The organism is Massilia pseudoviolaceinigra, from assembly GCF_030846505.1.
Lineage (GTDB): Bacteria > Pseudomonadota > Gammaproteobacteria > Burkholderiales > Burkholderiaceae_D > Telluria_A > Telluria_A violaceinigra.
Map to the genome: position 1 here is coordinate 121,817 of NZ_JAVCWL010000015.1, position 17,620 is coordinate 139,436.

Annotated in this window: 11 protein-coding genes; 5 read left to right on the forward strand and 6 right to left on the reverse strand. The window is 66.2% G+C overall.

The features are described from left to right. Positions 1-199: 199 nt before the first annotated feature. From RBA40_RS16480 to RBA40_RS16500, 5 genes are all read left to right on the forward strand, one after another. Complete coding sequence (locus RBA40_RS16480; RefSeq protein WP_306648886.1) at positions 200-1,786, forward strand: acyl-CoA ligase (AMP-forming), exosortase A system-associated; 1,587 nt, start codon at positions 200-202, stop codon at positions 1,784-1,786. Then, positions 1,783-3,018: a pyridoxal-dependent decarboxylase, exosortase A system-associated gene (locus RBA40_RS16485; RefSeq protein WP_306648887.1), complete on the forward strand. Its 1,236-nt coding sequence runs from the start codon at positions 1,783-1,785 to the stop codon at positions 3,016-3,018. The genes RBA40_RS16480 and RBA40_RS16485 overlap by 4 nt, the downstream gene beginning before the upstream one ends. An 88-nt stretch (positions 3,019-3,106) precedes the next feature. Then, positions 3,107-4,957, forward strand: a complete 1,851-nt coding sequence (locus RBA40_RS16490) for an asparagine synthetase B family protein (protein WP_306648888.1) — start codon at positions 3,107-3,109, stop codon at positions 4,955-4,957. Continuing rightward, complete coding sequence (locus tag RBA40_RS16495; protein WP_306648889.1) at positions 4,924-6,132, forward strand: DegT/DnrJ/EryC1/StrS family aminotransferase; 1,209 nt, start codon at positions 4,924-4,926, stop codon at positions 6,130-6,132. Before RBA40_RS16490 ends, RBA40_RS16495 begins: the two co-directional genes overlap by 34 nt. After that, positions 6,129-8,222: a GNAT family N-acetyltransferase gene (locus tag RBA40_RS16500; protein ID WP_306648890.1), complete on the forward strand. Its 2,094-nt coding sequence runs from the start codon at positions 6,129-6,131 to the stop codon at positions 8,220-8,222. Before RBA40_RS16495 ends, RBA40_RS16500 begins: the two co-directional genes overlap by 4 nt. A gap of 6 nt (positions 8,223-8,228) precedes the next feature. Here the strand turns inward: RBA40_RS16500 and RBA40_RS16505 are convergent, their stop codons facing one another. From RBA40_RS16505 to RBA40_RS16530, 6 genes are all read right to left on the reverse strand, one after another. Next, a complete protein-coding gene (locus tag RBA40_RS16505) occupies positions 8,229-11,480 on the reverse strand; it encodes a hypothetical protein (RefSeq protein ID WP_306648891.1) in 3,252 nt (1,083 codons plus the stop codon). A 347-nt stretch (positions 11,481-11,827) separates the two neighbouring features. After that, positions 11,828-12,823, reverse strand: a complete 996-nt coding sequence (locus tag RBA40_RS16510) for an acyltransferase family protein (RefSeq protein ID WP_306648892.1) — start codon at positions 12,821-12,823, stop codon at positions 11,828-11,830. Further along, the gene (locus RBA40_RS16515) at positions 12,820-14,277 is read right to left on the reverse strand and encodes a lipopolysaccharide biosynthesis protein (protein ID WP_306648893.1); all 1,458 of its coding nucleotides are present in this window, start codon (positions 14,275-14,277) and stop codon (positions 12,820-12,822) included. The genes RBA40_RS16510 and RBA40_RS16515 overlap by 4 nt, the downstream gene beginning before the upstream one ends. Beyond that, complete coding sequence (locus RBA40_RS16520; RefSeq protein ID WP_306648894.1) at positions 14,274-15,554, reverse strand: glycosyltransferase; 1,281 nt, start codon at positions 15,552-15,554, stop codon at positions 14,274-14,276. The genes RBA40_RS16515 and RBA40_RS16520 overlap by 4 nt, the downstream gene beginning before the upstream one ends. Before the next feature lie 3 nt (positions 15,555-15,557). Further along, entirely contained in the window at positions 15,558-16,664 is a 1,107-nt protein-coding gene (locus RBA40_RS16525) for a glycosyltransferase family 4 protein (RefSeq protein ID WP_306648895.1), read from the reverse strand. Further along, positions 16,661-17,620, reverse strand: a complete 960-nt coding sequence (locus RBA40_RS16530) for a glycosyltransferase family 2 protein (protein ID WP_306648896.1) — start codon at positions 17,618-17,620, stop codon at positions 16,661-16,663. Before RBA40_RS16530 ends, RBA40_RS16525 begins: the two co-directional genes overlap by 4 nt.

Genomic DNA, 17,620 nt, shown 5'->3' on the forward strand with positions numbered 1-17,620 from the left:
TGGCGGATTCGCTTAAGTAATATGTAATTGATATTGTTAGTGTTCAAGTGGTAAGATTGTACTTGAACTTCCTCCAAATATCGCTTGCAGAGAAAAATTGTTCTCCGCACAATTTGGCTAGCGTCAGTACTTGGCGCAAGTCGCCCCCTTTTCGTCCCGAACAGCAACGTTTTGGCTTTCAGCCGTACGCAAGGTTTCAATGAGTGACTTGATCCACGACTTCATCTTCCGCTCTGCCGGCCGCACCCCACAAGCGGAGGCGCTCGTTTATGGCAGCCGCCGTCTGGATTACGCAACACTTGCGGATTCCGTGCAGCAAGTCTCGACAACCGTGCTCGGTCTCGGCCTGGGCCGTGGCGAGCGGCTCGCGGTGTATCTTGAAAAAAACATCGAGAACGTGGCCGCCATGTTCGGCGCCGCGGCCGCCGGGGGCGTGTTCGTGCCAGTCAATCCGCTGCTCAAGCCGGAACAGGTCGCCTACATCCTGGCCGACTGCAATGTGCGCATCCTGGTCACCTCGGCCGACCGCCTGAAATTGCTCGCCGCCGCCCTGGGCGCCTGCCCGGACTTGCGCACCGTCATCGTCACCGGCAACATCGACAATGCGCCCGCGCTCGAACGCATCACCGTGCTGGCGTGGGACGCCGCCCTGGCCGCCGCCGTGCCGGCCGCCCCCGCGCGCAATATCGATACCGACATGGCCGCCATCCTGTACACCTCGGGCAGCACCGGCAAACCAAAGGGCGTGGTGCTGTCGCACCGCAACATGGTGGCCGGCGCCAACAGCGTGGCCAGCTACCTGGAAAACACCCCGGCCGACCGCATCCTGGCCGTGCTGCCGCTCAGTTTCGACTATGGCCTGAGCCAGTTGACCACGGCCTTCAGTGTCGGCGCCACCGCGGTGCTGATCAACCACCTGCTGGCGCGCGATATTCTCAAAGCCGTGCAAGCGGAGCGCATCACCGGCCTGGCCGCGGTGCCTCCGCTGTGGATCCAGATCGCCCCCCTGCCCTGGCCGGCCGACTGCACCCTGCGCTACCTCACCAATTCCGGCGGCGCCATGCAGCGCCCCACGCTGGACGCGCTGCGCCGCGCGCTGCCGAACGCCCAACCGTTCCTGATGTACGGCCTGACCGAAGCGTTCCGCTCCACTTACCTGCCGCCGTCCGAGCTGGATCGCCGTCCCGATTCGATGGGCAAGGCGATTCCGAATGCCGAAGTGATGGTGTTGCGCCCCGACGGTACCGAGTGCGATCCCGGCGAAGCCGGTGAACTGGTGCACCGCGGCGCGCTCGTCTCGCTGGGCTACTGGAACGACCGCGCCAAGACCGCCGAGCGCTTCAAACCGGTGGTCTCGATCCACCACGGCCTGACCCTGACCGAAATGGCGGTGTGGTCGGGCGACACGGTGCGCAAGGATGAAGAAGGGTTCTTGTACTTCATCAGCCGCAACGATGAAATGATCAAGACCTCGGGCTACCGGGTCAGCCCGTCCGAAGTCGAGGAAGTGATCTACGCGCGCGACGGCGTGGCCGAAGCGGCCGCCATCGGCCTGGCCCACCCCACCTTGGGCCAGGCCATCGTCGTCGTCGCGCATCCGAAGGATGGCAGCGATTTGACCGCCGACGCCCTGCTGGCGGCCTGCAAGCCGCACCTGCCGGCCTACATGCTGCCGGCGCGCGTGATCATCTCGCCCGAGAGCCTGCCGCGCAACCCGAATGGAAAAATCGACCGCAAGCTCTTGAGCGTGCAAATGGAACAGTTGTTTATGGAAATCGCACAATGAGCGCCCCCCGTCCCCAACACGCGCCGCTGGCGCAATTCGAGGTCGAGGGCGAGTGCCTGCAGATCGGCGGCATGCCGCTCACGCGCCTGGCCGAACGGGTCGGGCGCACGCCCTTCTACGCCTACGACCGCGCCAAGCTGACCGAGAGGGTCGAACTGCTGCGCCGCCACCTGCCGCCGGAAATCCATCTGCACTACGCCATGAAGGCCAATCCGATGCCGGCCGTGGTCCAGCACATGGCCACCCTGGTCGACGGCATCGACATCGCCTCCGGCGGCGAACAGCGCGTGGCGCTCGACACGCCCATGGCGCCGCACCTGGTCAGCTTCGCCGGTCCCGGCAAAAGCGACACGGACCTGAGCGGCGCGATTGCCGCCGGCGTGGTGCTGAACATGGAGTCGGAAGCGGAAATGGAGCGCATCGCCGTCATCGGCCGGCGCCTGTGCGTCAAGCCGCGCGTGGCGGTGCGCGTCAATCCCGACTTCGAACTCAAATCGTCGGGCATGAAGATGGGGGGCGGGCCGAAGCAGTTCGGCGTCGACGCCGAGCGCGTGCCGGCCATGCTGGAGCGCGTCGGCGAACTGGAACTCGACTTCCAGGGCTTCCACATCTATAGCGGCTCGCAAAACCTGAAGGCGGCATCGATCCAGGACGCGCACGAAAAAACCTTCGCGCTGGCGATCCGCCTGGCCGCGCACTGGCCCGGTCCCCTGCGCACGCTCAACATCGGCGGCGGCTTCGGCATCCCCTACTTCCCCGGCGAAGAACGGCTCGACCTGGCCGCCGTGGGCGAGAACCTCAAGCGCATCCTGCCCGACGTGCGGCGCCATCTGCCCGATACCGAGATCGTGATCGAACTGGGACGCTACCTGGTGGCCGAAGCGGGCATTTACGTCAGCCGCGTGATCGAGCGCAAGGAGTCGCGCGGACAGGTCTACCTGGTCACCGACGGCGGCCTGCACCACCATCTGGCGGCATCGGGCAACTTCGGCCAGGTGATCCGCAAGAACTACCCGGTCGCCATCGGCAACCGCATGGCTGCGGATGAACGCGAAACCGTGTCCGTGGTCGGCCCGCTGTGCACCCCGCTCGACCTGCTGGCCGACCAGATGTCGCTGGCCAAGGCGGACGTCGGCGACCTGGTGGTCGTGTTCCAGTCCGGCGCGTACGGCCTGTCCGCCAGCCCGGTCGCCTTCCTGAGCCATCCCGTGGCGCTGGAAGTGCTGGTCTGATGCCATAATCCGCTCTCGATCCACAAGCAACATATAAAACCAACGCAAGCGCGAGGACAGTAATGACTGAATTTTCCGGGAAGCCGCAGTGAGCGGGCTATGTGGATGGATCGGCCACGGCGCCAGTGCCGCTGAAAACCAGGTCCTGATCGAGGCCATGGCGGTCCCGCTGGCGGCCTTCGACAAGACCGACATCAGCACCCTGCAAGCCTCGCGCAGCGCGGTGGCGGTGGCCGCACGCGCCGCCAGCAGCCATGCCTGGCAAGGCGACGGCTTGCTGGTGGCCGTGTGGGGCGACCCGGAACTCGACGACGGCGCCGATGCGCAGGGCCGGCAAGATGGCCTGGCCGAGCGCGTGGCCCGCCTGTGGCGGCGTGACCCCGATGCCGTCTGCGTCAAGTTGAGTGGCGCCTTTGCGCTCGCCATTCTCGACGGCGCCAAGGGCGAGGCCCTGCTGGCGATCGACCGCATGGGCACCCACCAGCTCACCTACCAGACAGTGGGCGAGGCACTGGTGTTCGCCACCTCGTCGGACGCGCTGATCCGCCATCCGCTCACGCCCGGAGCGATCGATCCGCAAGGCTTGTACAACTACGTCTACTTCCACATGGTCCCGGCGCCGGGCACCGTGTACCGCGGCCAGGAACGCCTGCTGCCGGGCGAATGCCTGCGCTTCAGGCAGGGCCGCGTCGACAAGCGCGCCTACTGGCGCATGGTGTTCGACGAACAGCCGCAGCACTCGTTCGAGGATCTCAAGCAGCAGTTCCGCGAGCTGCTGCGCAGCAGCGTGCGCGACGCCGCCGGCAAGCAGCCGTATGGCGCCTTCCTCAGCGGCGGTACCGACAGCTCCACCATCGCCGGCATCATGCGCGAGCTTGACGACAAGCCGGTCAACACCTATTCGATCGGCTTCGAGGCCGAAGGCTACGACGAAATGTCGTACGCGCGCCTGGCGTCGAAACACTTCGGCACCAGCCACCATGAATACTACGTCACGCCGGATGACGTGGTGGCCGCCATTCCGCGCATCGGCGCCGTGTTCGACCAGCCCTTCGGCAATGCTTCGGCGGTCCCGGCGTTTTACTGCGCGCGCCTGGCGCGCGCCGATGGCGTCACCCGCATGCTCGGCGGCGACGGCGGCGACGAACTTTTCGGCGGCAACGAGCGCTACTCCAAGCAGCACGTGTTCGCCCTGTACGACAAGGTGCCCGGCCTGCTGCGCAAGGCGCTGCTGGAACCGGCCGTCTTCAACTTCCCGGCCGGCGAGCATCTGAAGCTGATTCGCAAGGCGCGCAGCTATATCGAACAAGCCTCGCTGCCGATGCCGGCGCGCCTGGAAACCTACAACCTGCTGGGCCGCTTCGGCCCGTCGCAAGTGTTCACCGGCGCGTTCCTGGCCAGTGCCGATGTGGGCGCGCCGCTGGCCAGCCTGTCGCATACCTACGCCCAGAACGATGCATCGAGCCTGATCAACCGCATGCTGGCGCTCGACCTGAAAGTCACCCTGGCCGACAACGACCTGCCGAAAGTGATCAAGGCTTGCGAGCTGGCGGCGATGGAAGCGGCCTTCCCTTTCCTGTCGGACCAGATGGTCGCGTTCTCGGCGCGCCTGACGGCCAGGCAGAAATTGAATGGCACCCAGCTGCGCTACTTCTTCAAGGAAGCGCTGCGCGGCTTCCTGCCCGACGAAATCATCACCAAGCAAAAGCACGGCTTCGGCCTGCCGTTCGGCGTGTGGCTGCAAAAGCACAAGCCGCTGCAGCAGCTCGCGCTCGACAGCCTGTCCGATCTCAAGGCGCGCCAGATCGTGCGTCCGGAATTCATCGATGCGCTGGTCGGCCAGCACCTCAACGAGCACGCCGGCTACCACGGCACCATGGTGTGGGTCCTGATGATGATGGAGCAGTGGTTCAAGCAGCGCTGCGCACCGCAAAGCTGATACCGATGCCCGAATACCAGCGTTTCGACGCCGTTGCATGTGAATTCCCCCGTCCGCGCGCTCCCCTGTTCCCCAGCCTGCGCTGGGCCGACCTGAGTTTCGGCGGGAGGGGCACGGTCGCTCCCGCCCTGATCGACGGCACCGCCGTGCGCCACTTCGCGCGCGGCCGCTACGCCATGCACGCGGCCTACCTGGCGGCCGGCATCGGCCCGGGCACGGCGCTCTTGGCCCCGTCCTACCACTGCCGCACCATGATCGACCCGGCGCTGGCGCTGGGCGGCACGGTCCTGTTCTACGAAGTCGACAGCGACCTGACGCCGCGCGTGGACAGCATTCGCGCCCTGCTGGCGCCGCGCGACCACGGCATCAAGGCGCTGGTGCTGCCGCACTACTTCGGCTTCGAGCAGCCGCCCGCGCTGCTGGCGGCCGTGATGGCCGTGTGCCGCCACCACGGCCTGATGTTCATCGAAGACTGCTCGCACGCCTGGCAGGTGGCGGCCAAGCGCGCCCAGGGCGCGCAAGCGAATGCCGACCACGTGCTGATGGCCAGCCCGTACAAGTTTTTCGGCTGCGAGGATGGCGGCGTGTTGTGGGCCAACCCGGCGCTGTTTCCGATCACGCCACCGGCCCGTCCCGGCCTGCTGCGCGAAGCGAAGGCCTTCAAGTCGGCGTGGTCGCGCAACCGCGCCGCGCGCGTCGACGCCACCGAGGCGGTGCCGCGCGAGCCCGCGCTGCGCGGCCAGGACATCATCGAGCGCCACGACCAGCCGTCGCCCCTGTACGAGCGCGCCATGGAAAACAAGAACAGCCTGGCCCTGTCGCGCTGGGTCATGCGGCGCACGCTGCTCGCGCCCCTGGTCGAACAGCGCCGCCAGCATTACCGCCAGTGGTTGGAGGCGGTGGCCGGCGCGCGCGGCGGCCAGGCCCTCATGCACGATCTGCCGGACGACTGCGCGCCGTACATGTTCCCGATCACAATCGCCGAACCGGACCCGGTGTTCTATCAGTTGAAGCAGGCCGGCATGCCGATCTTCCGCTGGGACGACATGGCGGTATCGAGCTGCACGGTGGCGCGCAACTACCGCCTGCACCTGCTGCACCTGCCCTGCCACCAGGGCTTGACCTCGCAGCAGATGGCCTGGATGACGGCGCTGGTCGCGAAAGCGCTGGCATGAGCGGCTGGACCAGCGTGCCGCTGCAGCGCTCCCTCGGCGCGCACGGCGCGGCCTGGGACCAGCTGAACCGGCGCCTGTTCGGCGACCATCCTCTCCTCACCACCCTGTTCATCGACGGCTTGCTGCAGCACTTCGGCGACGGCGGCGAGCACCTGTGCGTGTACCAGCGCGACGGCGTGATCGAGGCGATGTGCGTGCTCAAAAGGCGCAATCCGCTGGTGTGGGCCAGCTTCCTGCCGCCGCAGGCGCAGATCGCCGCCACCCTGGTGGCCGATGGCGCGCTGTTGCCATCGCTGCTCGCCAGCCTGCCGGGCATGGCGATCCAGCTCGACCTGCTGTGCAACGACCCGGCCGTGGGCGCCGTGCTGTCGGGCGCCGCGCCGCGCCGCCATTTGCTCAATCATGCGCTGACGATGAAGATCGACCTGGCGGGCAGCTTTGCCGGCTACTGGTCGTCGCGCTCCAAGCAACTGCAAAGCAATATCAAAAAGCGCGACAAGCGCCTGGTCGACAACGGCATCGAGCAGCGCCGCGTGCATATCGGCGAGGCCGGCGAGATCGTTGCGGCCGTCGACCGCTACGCCGCGCTGGAGGGCGCCGGCTGGAAGGGCCGCAACGGCACCGCGGTCGGCTCCACCCCGGCCCAGCACCAGTTCTACCGCGACCTGATGCAGCGTGCCGCGTTGGACGGTCACGCCTTCGTCTCCGAACTGTGGTTCGGCGACACGCTGGCGGCCTCGCGCCTGATCCTGCGCCAGAACGGCGTGTACGTGATCCTCAAGACCAGCTACGACGAAAGCTTCGCCGACTATTCGCCCGGGCGGCTGCTGCTGCGCGACGTGATCGAACAAGCCTTCGCGGCCGATCCGGGCGGCGCCATCGAGTTCTATACCGACGCCGACCAGAACCAGCTCGAATGGGCCACCGCCCAGCGCTGGATCCAGCACCGCACGCTGTACCGCTGGAACGTGGCCGAAGCGCTGACGGTCTCGCTGCGCGCCTGGCGCAGCAATCCGCAGAGCCCCGACGGTTTGCTGGTGGAGGCGTTCGACCATCCCGACGCGCTTCCCGCCGATGTGCAGAGCTTCATGACCAAGGCCGAAAAGCACAACGTGGCCTGCGGCCTGGCGTGGTACCGCAACCTGGTCGAAACGGTATATCCGAAAAATCCCGGCCTGCGCTTCTACGTGCTGCGCCACGGCCAGCAACTGATGGCGGTGCTGCCGCTGCGCGCCGAAAAAGCCGGCGGCAGCTGGCAACTCAATTCGCTGTCGAATTTTTATACCAGCCTGTACGAGCCGGTGCTCGAACCGGGCCTCAAATCGCGCGAGATGGTGGCGGTGCTGTCGGCCATTCAAACCGAGTTTCCCGGCCTGGCGTCGCTGACCCTGGCGCCGATGGACACGGCCTCGCATTCGTACCAGACCTTGCTGGGCGCGATGCGGATCAAGGGCTGGATCGCGTTCGAGTATTTCACCTTCGGGAACTGGTACCAGCCGGTGAGCTTCGACTGGGCCAGCTATCTGGCGGCGCGCAGCGGACCGCTGCAAAACACCATCCGCCGGATGCGCAAGAAATTCGCCGGCGATGGCGGCACCCTGGAGATTGTCACCAACACCAAGGAGCTGCCGGTGGCGATTGCCGCGTACGAGAAGGTGTATGCGGCCAGCTGGAAAAAACCAGAACCCTTCCCGGCGTTCACGCCAGGCCTGATGCAGGCCTACGCGGCCAAGGGCTTCCTGCGCCTTGGCCTGGCGTGGCTGGGTGGCGAGCCGGTGGCCGCGCAGCTGTGGATCGTCTCGCACGGACGCGCCGAAATCTACAAGCTGGCCTACGACGAGCGCTTCAAGGGCTATTCGCCGGGGACCCTGATCACGGCCATGCTGATGGAGCACGCGATCGACAAGGACAAGGTGAGCGAAGTCGATTACCTGATCGGCGACGACGCTTACAAGAAGACGTGGATGAGCCACCGGCGCGAGCGCTGGGGCCTGGTGGCGTACAACCCCAAATCGCTGCGCGGACTCACGGGACTGGCGCGCGAAGCGGCCGGCCGCGCCGCGCGGGGCGTGGCCGACCGGCTGATCTGAGGCTGCTTATGCCGACGTGCGGATGAAGAAGATGTTGTGCGTCTTCCCGTTCGGCATCAGCATGAACCCGCGCAGCGCCGGTACGTAGCGGAAGCGGTTATGCACCCCGGCGCCCGTGGTCGCGGGCGGCATGACGGGACTGGCCAGCTCGAACATGCTCATATCCCAGGTGTTGCCCCCATTCGGCTTGATCACGTAGATGCGTCCCGCACCCGCGCCCTGGCCGCAGTAGAACAGGAAGCGGTCGTTGGCCGGGTCGTAATCCATGCCGGCGTAGGTCGGCTTGTCGGCCTTGAAGCTCTCCAGCGCCGCACTCGGATTGAAGCTCACCGAGATCTGCACCGAGCCGTCCACCGGCACGCGCGACGCGAACACGCCGAGCGCCCCGTAACCCATGCCGTCGGCCCAATTCAGCGAGAACAGCTGGTTGCGCAGGGAGTCGTGCGCGATCGGCCAGCGGATGGTGTCGTTGCTGCGCTGCGTGATCGGCTGGCTCCAGGTGCGGGTGGCGGCCGAAAAGCGCGCCAGGCCCGTGGTCCAGGTGTCGCCCGTGGCGCGGATCGATACCGCGCCAAGGTGGCCGGCCGGCGCGTCGGCCCAGGTGCCGGCGGGGTCCCAGCTATTGGTCTCCAGGTCGAAACCATCGACCTTGTTGAAGAAGTGCGCATTGCCGTAAGCGCCGCGCACCCCGAACATCATCAGGCGGTTCAGCTGCGGCACGAAGTGCACGGTGCTGTACAGGTGGCGCGAGGTCGGTTTGCCGTCGGCGTAGTAAGCCACGTCGATCGCGGTGGCCGAGGACTGGCCGTGGCGCAGCTGCCACACCGGCGCATTGTCGGTCAGGCGCAGCGACACCACCCGGTTGTCGGCCGAGTCTAGGTGGCCGCCGGCGCCGGCGATCAGGATCTCGTTGGTGCGTTCGTTGAAGGCGATGCCGCTGTAGGCATGCGCCGCCGCCCCGCCCGCGCCCGCGGTGCCGGCGATTTCGATCCACTCGCCCAGCCCTTTGCCGGAGAACCAGATCGGATCGCCCGTCTGCGGCGTGCTTGGCACCGGCAGCGGCTGGACCGGCGTGTAGTGCGCCGGTTTCACGCCCCATACCGGCTTGGTGTCGAACGCGGCGCGCAAGGTGCCCCAGTTGGTGGCGCGCGTCATGCGCTCGTAGGCTTCGCGCGCGCCCGGCACGCCGTGGCGCACCGCGTAGGCAATCGCCGGCACCAGGTTGCCCCACAAGGCACGCTCGCCCGGCATGTATTCGCCGGCCAGGGTGCCTTCGACCTTGCCCAGCCAGACCGGCGGCTTGGCATAGGTTGCGCTGTACACCTCGGCCTCGGAGCTGTACCAGGGACCGGCGCCGGTATCGTAATCGGGCTTGGCGACCGGCGAAATGACCATCGTGTACGGTACCGCGTTGACGTACCAGAAGCCGTCCTTGGTACCGAGCCGGCCGATCGCGCTGCGCGCCTTCCAGGCAAAGAAGGCACCGAGCTTGGTGCTGGCGGCGGGCGAAATCGGCAAACCCAGCGAAACCGAATAGCCGAAGGCCGCGGTGACGAAGTCCTGCTGCCACGGCGAGGCCACCCGGATGGTGCCGTCGTAGCCTTCGCCCGGCTTGATCCAGCCGAACGGGTTGTTCGTCTGGGCCACGTAGCGCCCGTGGAAGTGCTCGATATTGGCTTCGACCGAGGCGATGAATTCGGCGCGCAGGGCGCTGTCGTCATCGGGCGTGACGCACAGGGCCTGCACGCGCGCGCGCCAGTCCCACGCGCAGCTGCGGGTCTGCCAGGCGGCGACGGCGGTCTGCACCAGGCCCTTGCTGCCGGTGCGCAGCGCGGCGTTGTCGCCATTGCCAAGGTAGTTGGCGGTGGCGGCGAACTGCACCTGCTCCATGAAGTAGAAACGGCCCGTGACCAGGTAGGCGGCAAAACCGACCGAGGGGCTGTGCGCCACATCCCAGCTCGGCGGATTGCCGCCGGTGGCTACCGGGGTGTACTGGGCGTTGGTGGAGCCGCCGGTATCCTTGAAGCCATGGCCGCTGCGGATGTTGAGGGTCGGGTAGCTGGAAAAGCGCAGCGGGCGGTTGGTGCTCTCGTCGCGGTAGTGCAAACCATAGCGCCCGGCCGAAAAACCATTGCGCACCACGGCGGCGTACGTGGCCGGCACGTCGGCCACCAGGAACAGCACGTCGTGCTGCGGCAACAGGCCAATCGGGTCCTGGTAGCCGGACGACGCCATGCTGTCGCCGTCGTAGATGAAATTGCCCGCCTGGAGCGGCGTGTAGCTCGATACCAGCGCCTTGACGGCGGCCGATTCGGCGGTGAGGCGCGCCTGGTACGACGGTACCAGTTCGGTCGCCTGCAGATAGGCCGCGTCCTGGCGCGGTACCACGCCAGGATCGGCGCCGGCCCAGTAAGACAGGGCGGTGCCGCTGATCAGCGGGGTGCGCTGGTGGTGTTTGAGATCGATGGCGGCCGACATGCGCGCACTGCCATTGAGGGTGAAGGTGTAAGTGGCGGCCTTGTTCGATGGCGCGGCCACGCGCAGGTAGCCGTTCTCGATCCACGGCAGCACTTCGAGCGCCCCGCTGGCCCACATGCGCACTTCCAGCCAGGCCACCAGGTGCGGGTCGCTGCCGACCGGCTTGCGGTAAATCCAGGACGACATCAGCGGACCGCTGACCCACACCTTGAACGGGCTGTCCCAGTCGGCGCCCTGCCAGGTGGCGGTGCCGAACGCGCCGCAGCCCACTTCGGCGGCCGCGCCGCTGTTGCGCAGGCGCGCCGTGTCGATCGCGGCGTCGCCGGCGCTGGAGGCGACCACGCCCAGGTTGATGGTGGTGCCGGCCGCCGTCGGCAGGCTGGCCTGGCCCGACAGCAGTGCGAACTTGACCGAACCGTCCGGCCACAGATTCTTGACGTTGATCTGCAAGGCGCCCTTGTCCGAGCCGATCGAGCGGCTCGCCGGCAGGTCGCCGCGGCGAAAGGCAAAGCCCAGGCAGAACGGCACCGACGTCTGGCCGGTGGTGCTGATGACGGTAAAGCGCGCATTCGGAATCGGCGCGCCCGGTTCCGGCGTGGCCGGAGTGCCGGGGTCGAACGGGCCGGACGACGGCGTCTGCACGCCGCTGGCGGCGGTCGAGGTGGGCGCGGCTGCGGCCCCATTACCGCCACCACCGCCGCCACCGCAAGCGGTAAGCGCGCCGGAAGCGACCAGCATCGTTGAGCGTCGGAGGAAAATACGGCGTTGCAGATCGGTCATAATGGTTTCTTCGTAATAACAATGAAAAAATAGCTATTAACGCGGTGTCGCTCGTTTTTTAAACAACCCCAATAGCGCGGCGATGATATCGTTTGTTGCGGCATGGAAACGACATTCTACCTGCATATTTGTTGAACACGAAATGACCGTTCACAAACAAAACGCCAATTATCAATATAAATTTTCGTGGGATGATTGAATGGCAATGAGCATTACATTGCCGCTAGGGAATAACAATGAAGCTCTGCCCAATATTACCTGTGGATTAACTTCATAAGCGATCTGACATTATCAGAGCGGCGGGCGGCATATTAACAGGCGCTGTCGGTATTCATAAAGTTTTAATATTATGCGGCACGGACGGGCGCCCAGCGTGCGTTCAGGTAGCGGCGCGCGGGGCCTTCGATCAGGTAGTAGGAAGCGATACCGAGCGCCGCCGCGCCCGCCAGCGCGAGCGGCAGCGGCAGTGCCTTTTTCAGGCAGGCCGCATAAAACGGCTGCTGCCACAGGTACAGCGAAAACGACCACAAGCCCAGCTGGCGCAAGGGGCGCAGGGCAAACAGCGCCTGCAGCGCGGCGGCCGCGCGCGGCAGCAGGTTAACCGCCAGCGCGAACGCGGCCACCCCAACGACCTGGGCAATCGCGGGCGGCACCGACCACCAGTGCAGCACCACGCCGCCGCCGAGCAGCAGGGGCACCACCACGCTATTCGTGCACGGCACGCCGCGCCGGTGAAACAGCACGCAAAAGAATGCCGACAGCACAATGCCATAGGCCGCCGTTTCGGTATGCAGCATGTGCGCATACAGTTCCGGTCCGGGCGGATAAGCGCGCTGGTACCAGATAATCGTCGCCGCGCAGGCCGCCGCCAGCGCCAGGAGAATCACCAATGGCGTGCGGCGCCAGGCCCGTACCGCAATGGCCACCAGCGACAGGGCGATATAACTGTGTTCCTCGACCGACAAGGACCAGATATGGCCGAATTGAACCGCGCTGCTTAATACGTAATTATTAAAGAAAAACAACGGTGGTAATATCTCTGACAACGTGATCGGCAATCCGAGCGCCAGCCATGCAAGCGAGGTGAGGATAATAAACACCAGATGGGCCGGAATAATGCGCGAGATACGGCGCCGGTAAAAATGGCCGATTGCCACCTTGTCGATAAACAACAGGCGCGCCATCAGCATCCCGGACAGCACGAAAAACAGGCTCACGCCGACCCGCCCCAGGTTAATCCCCGGCAGCGGCATGAAGTGCCCGACCAGCAGCAGGCCGATGGCCATGCCGCGCCAGCCGTCCAGCGCGGGCACGTAGGCCGGATGAGCAGCGTGCGCGCTCATGCGCCGGCCGGCGCGCGGCGCGCCTGGACGATGGCGAGAAACTCGCGGTATAGCGGGTGGCGGAAAGCCCACAACAGCAGCGGCCAGGCCACACAGGTGGCGCCGGCGCAGGCAAAGAAGGCTGCGTGTCCGAGCGCCTGGCCGGCGGGACGCAACCAGACGGTCAGCGCCAGCGCCGGTGCGAGACTGAGCACGGCGAGCATCAGGTTCATGCCCACATTGCGCAGCAATGCGCCAAAGTCGGTCGGCAGGCGGCGCTGCTTGAGCGCGTACCAGTACGGCACGCTGACCACGGCCATGACCATGAAGCCGATCGCGAAATACTGCAGGTTGCGGTAATAGAAGACCACCAGGCACAGGGCGATGGCCTTGACCGGCTGGATCACCAGTTCGGCCGTGGCCACCAGTTTCGAGTGGCCGGCGGCCAGCAGCACCGTCGGCGTCAGGTTGATCATGGCACTGGCGGCGCCGGCCAGGCAGAAAAACGGCACCAGCGGCGCCGACTGGTCCCACTGCGGTCCGAACATCAGGCGCAGCACTTCGAGCGGGAACAGCGCCGCAAAGCCGTAAAAGGTCCAGGCTATCGCGGTCACGTTGGTGACGCTGGCGACGTATTTTTCTTCGAGCGCGTCGCCGTTGCGCACCGCTTTCGAGAACGCCGGATACGCCACATTGCGCACCGCGCCCATGAAGTCGCGGTGGAACAGGTTCATCAAGCCCTGCGCGCGGCTGGCAATGGCCACGGCCGAAAAGCCCATGATCTTGCCGACCGCCAGATCGTTGATATCCATCGTGATCGAGGTGATGACGTTAGCGACCGTGAGCGGCCCGCCGAACTTCATGATCTCGCGCCACTTGGTCAGCGCGGGACGCAGCAGCCGCGCGGCCGCGCCCACATGCCAGATGCCGGCTGCGATGATCGCGTTGTTCAACACGGCGCCAAAGGCGAGCGCATACGCCCCGGCACCCTGCCACGCCATCAGCAAGGTGGCAATGGTCGAGAGCACGGCTCCCGACAGGTTAATCCGCATCACCGTCTTGAAATTGAGTTCCCTGCGCAGCAAGGCCAGGCACACCGAATTGAAGGGCAGGATCAGGAAGTTGAGCGCCACGATGCGGGCGATGGTGGTCAGGCTCTCTTCATGATAGAAGGCGCCGATCAGCGGCGCGCACAGTTGAATGAGCAAAAACAGGCTGGTGCCCAGGATCAGGGCCAAGCCCCAGGCGCTGGCGATGTATTCGCTCGTCAGCTCCTTCTTCTGGATCAAAAAGTTCACGAGACCGAAATCGCGGATCACCTGGGTCACGCTGATGATCGCCAGCGCGACCGAAAACAGGCCGACCTGCTTGGGCGTGAGCAGGCGCGCCAGCAGCACGAAGGAAACCAGGTTCAGGGCGATGCCGAGATAACTCTCCAGGAACGAAAACGCCATCGCGCGCCGCACGGTGCTCATGCGGCGCTCCGTGGATGCCGGACGATCGCGTCGAGGGCGAGCGCCAGTTTGCCGGTCAGATTGGCGCGCGTGTACATGGCCAGCTCGCTCGGAATGCGCGGCGAGAAGATCGCGCCTGGCCCGCTTTCGCACAGGCTGGCCAGGATGTCCGCCAGCGCCGCGACGTCGCCCGGGTCGGCACGGCGCGCGCCGCCGACCTGGGTGAGCGTCTTGGCCACTTCGCTGACCGGCTGCGCCGAAGCCAGGATCGGCCGGCCGCTGCCCAGGTATTCGAACAGCTTGCCGGGCATGCTGGCGTGCTCGTAGACGCCTTTCGAGACCGGCAGGTACAGGACGCTGGCGCCTGACATCAGCGCGGTCGCTTCGGCGTGCTGCACGCGCCCGCGCTCCTCGACGATATCGTCGATGCCGTACTCGCGCGCGGGGCCCGGCGCGTAGCCAGCCACCACGATGTTCAGTCGCGCCAGCGATGGCAGTCCACGCTCCTTGAGCAGCCGCACCGCCGCGTACAGGTCGTCCGGGCCGTAGCCAGGCCGCCATACGCCGGTGTAGACGATGCGTATCTGATCGTCGGCAGGCGCCGGCGCGCCGGCCGGGAAGTCGTCTTCATCGAAGCCGTTGGCAATAAAAAAGCGGTTCTTCGGCAGCAGCTCCTGCGGCAGCAGGCCAAGGAACGATTCAGTGGTGGCGATCACGCCGGACGCCGCGCGCAGCACGCGCCGTTCCAGGCCGGGGTTCAGGCGCCGCTGCAGCCAGGTGGTCTTGTCCCACTCCACCTCGGCCGGCTTCCACAGGTCGCGATAATCGATCACGAAAGGCACGCCGATGCGCCGGCTGAGCTTTTCGGCGACCAGAAATGAAGACCACGGCCAGCCGGTTGCGTAAATGGCATCGAAGGGTTGCGCCGCATGGAGCCGCACGGCATGTTCGACCGCCATGGGAATCCAGCTGGCGCATTCGTCCGGCACGTTCCAGAAACGGCGTACACGCCACTCGATGGCGCCGGCGAGGCGTTGCGGGTCGATCAGGCTTGCGAATTTTGCCGCGATCCTGGGCGCCATGTGGCGGGTCCACAAGGGCGCGCGCTCGATGCGGGTGCCGGGGCGCACTTCGTCCAGAAGCGAGGCATCGCAATCCTTCGGGTCCGGGCTGTCGACCGTCAGCACGGTCGGCGTCCAGCCATGGTCCGGCAAATGGTTGACGAACTCCAGGCTGCGGCGCGTCCCCGAATTGAAAATCGGCGGATACAAATAGGCGATGACCAGCACTTTCTTCATCGTTCAGCCGCGTACTTTGCGGTACACAGCCAGGTGGCTGGCAAAACTCTCGGACCAGGCAAACTTGCGCACCCACTCGGCTGCCGCGGCGACCATAGTCGCGCGCCGCTCGCCCAGGCTGCCGGCACGCTCCAGCGCCGACACCCAGGCGTCCAGGTCGTGCGGCGGAACCACCATGGCCAACGGCCCAATCAATTCCTTGAGGCTGCCCAGCGCGCTGAAGATGACCGGTACGCCGGCCGCCTGCGCTTCAAGCGCGGGAAAGCCGAAGCCTTCGTACAGGGTCGGGTACAGCACCGCCTGGGCGCCGCGGTACAGGGCGCGCAGTTCGGCGTCGGACAAAAATTCGGCGAACAGCACGCGGCCCTGCAGATGCGCCGGCAGTTCGGCCATGGCGGTGCGGCGGGCGGCGGCCCCAAACCCGCAGATGACCAGTTTCAGGTCCTTGTGGCGGCTGGCGGCGATCACTTCCATCGCCCACTCGGCTCGCTTGCGCTTCATCGGCCCGCCCAGGTAGACGGCGTAGGGCGCGCTGCCGATCTGGCGCGCCAGTTCCGCGTGCATCGCACTCTGCTCGTTGGTGAAGTAGGCTTCGTCGATCCCGTGCGGGATCACCGTCAGCTTCGGTTCCAGCCAAGGCCAGCGCGCCAGGATGTCGGTGCGCGAGCATTCGCTGATGGTGATGACGTGCGCGCACTTTTTCAGCGCCGCCGGAATCGTGTGGTCCCAGTACAGGCGCGCGCCCAGCGTATCGGGGCGTTCTTCCCAGGCCAGCGTATCGTGCAAGGTCACCACCGTGGGTTTCGGCTGCCACAGCGACAAGGCGCCTTCGGTCGCATGCAGCAGGTCGATATCGAGTTTGCGCAGGCGCAGCGGCAGGCCGACCTGCTCCCATGCGCGGAAACGGTCGCCGCGGAAGGTGAACACGTCGGTTTCCAGGTTGGCGCCGGGCGGCGTGACCATGCCATGGCGGTCGTCGTCGCCGAACAGGCGCCAGTGCATCTCGGGATGGTTCTTCGAGTGGCTCAGCAACTCGTACACGTACTTGCCCATGCCGCGAATGTGTTCCGTATTTAGGCAGCGTGCTACCAGTCCTATGTTCAGGCTCATGATTTTTCCTTTGATGGCGACAGCGCCTTGAGGCCAGTCTTGACCAGCACTTTCCACGCCGGGACGTGAGTGGGGTCGGTGCGCAGCGCGGTCCAGCCGGCGCGCCGCGCCTGGCCCAGGTTGCGCGCTTGCAGGTGGGCCCCGGCGAAGTCGCTCCAGCTTTTGGCCAGCATGCGCCGCACCGCTTGCGCGTCGCCGATGCGCCCGTCCGGCGAGGCCAGGCCCCAGCGCCCCAGCGCCTGGCCGATCACGCGCGCGCGGTAGTTTTCGGCGGGCGTGGCCTTGGTGATGCTGGCAGGGTGAATGCGGTACAGGGCGTAGGGCCGCGCCACGCGGTCAATCGGCGTCACGCGCGAGGCGCGCAGCCACAGGTCGTAGTCTTCGCCGAGGCGCAAGGTGGTGTCGAAGCCCTTCAATTCCGCCAGGAGCGTGCGCTGCATCAGCACCGTGGAGGTCCACACCACGCAGTCGAGCAGCAGCTGCGGATAGATCCAGCCGCTCGCGCCGGCCCAGCGCGCGCTATCCATCGCCTCGTCCTGCAGGCGCGCCAGGTAGTCGGGCGGCGGCTGCGGCACGTCGCTCGGCCACACCTTCCAGGCGGTGTAGCTCATGCGGCAATCGGGCAGCGGCGCGATCTGCGCCAGCTGGGCCGCCAGCTTACCGGGCAGCCAGATGTCGTCGGCGTCGATAAAGGCAATCCACTCGCCGCGCGCGGCGGCGATGCCGGCATTGCGCGCGGCCGCCACGCCGGCGTTGGCCTGTTCGATGATGCGCACCGCCGGAAAGCCCGTGCGCACCAGTGCCACCGAGCCGTCGCGCGAGCCGTCGTCGACCACGATGACCTCCAGCGCCACGTCCTTTTGCGCCAGCACCGAAGCGATGGTCGCGCCGATGTAGCGCTGCGCGTTGTAGCAGGGGATGACGACCGACACCAGCGGCGTGGATGCCTTATGCAT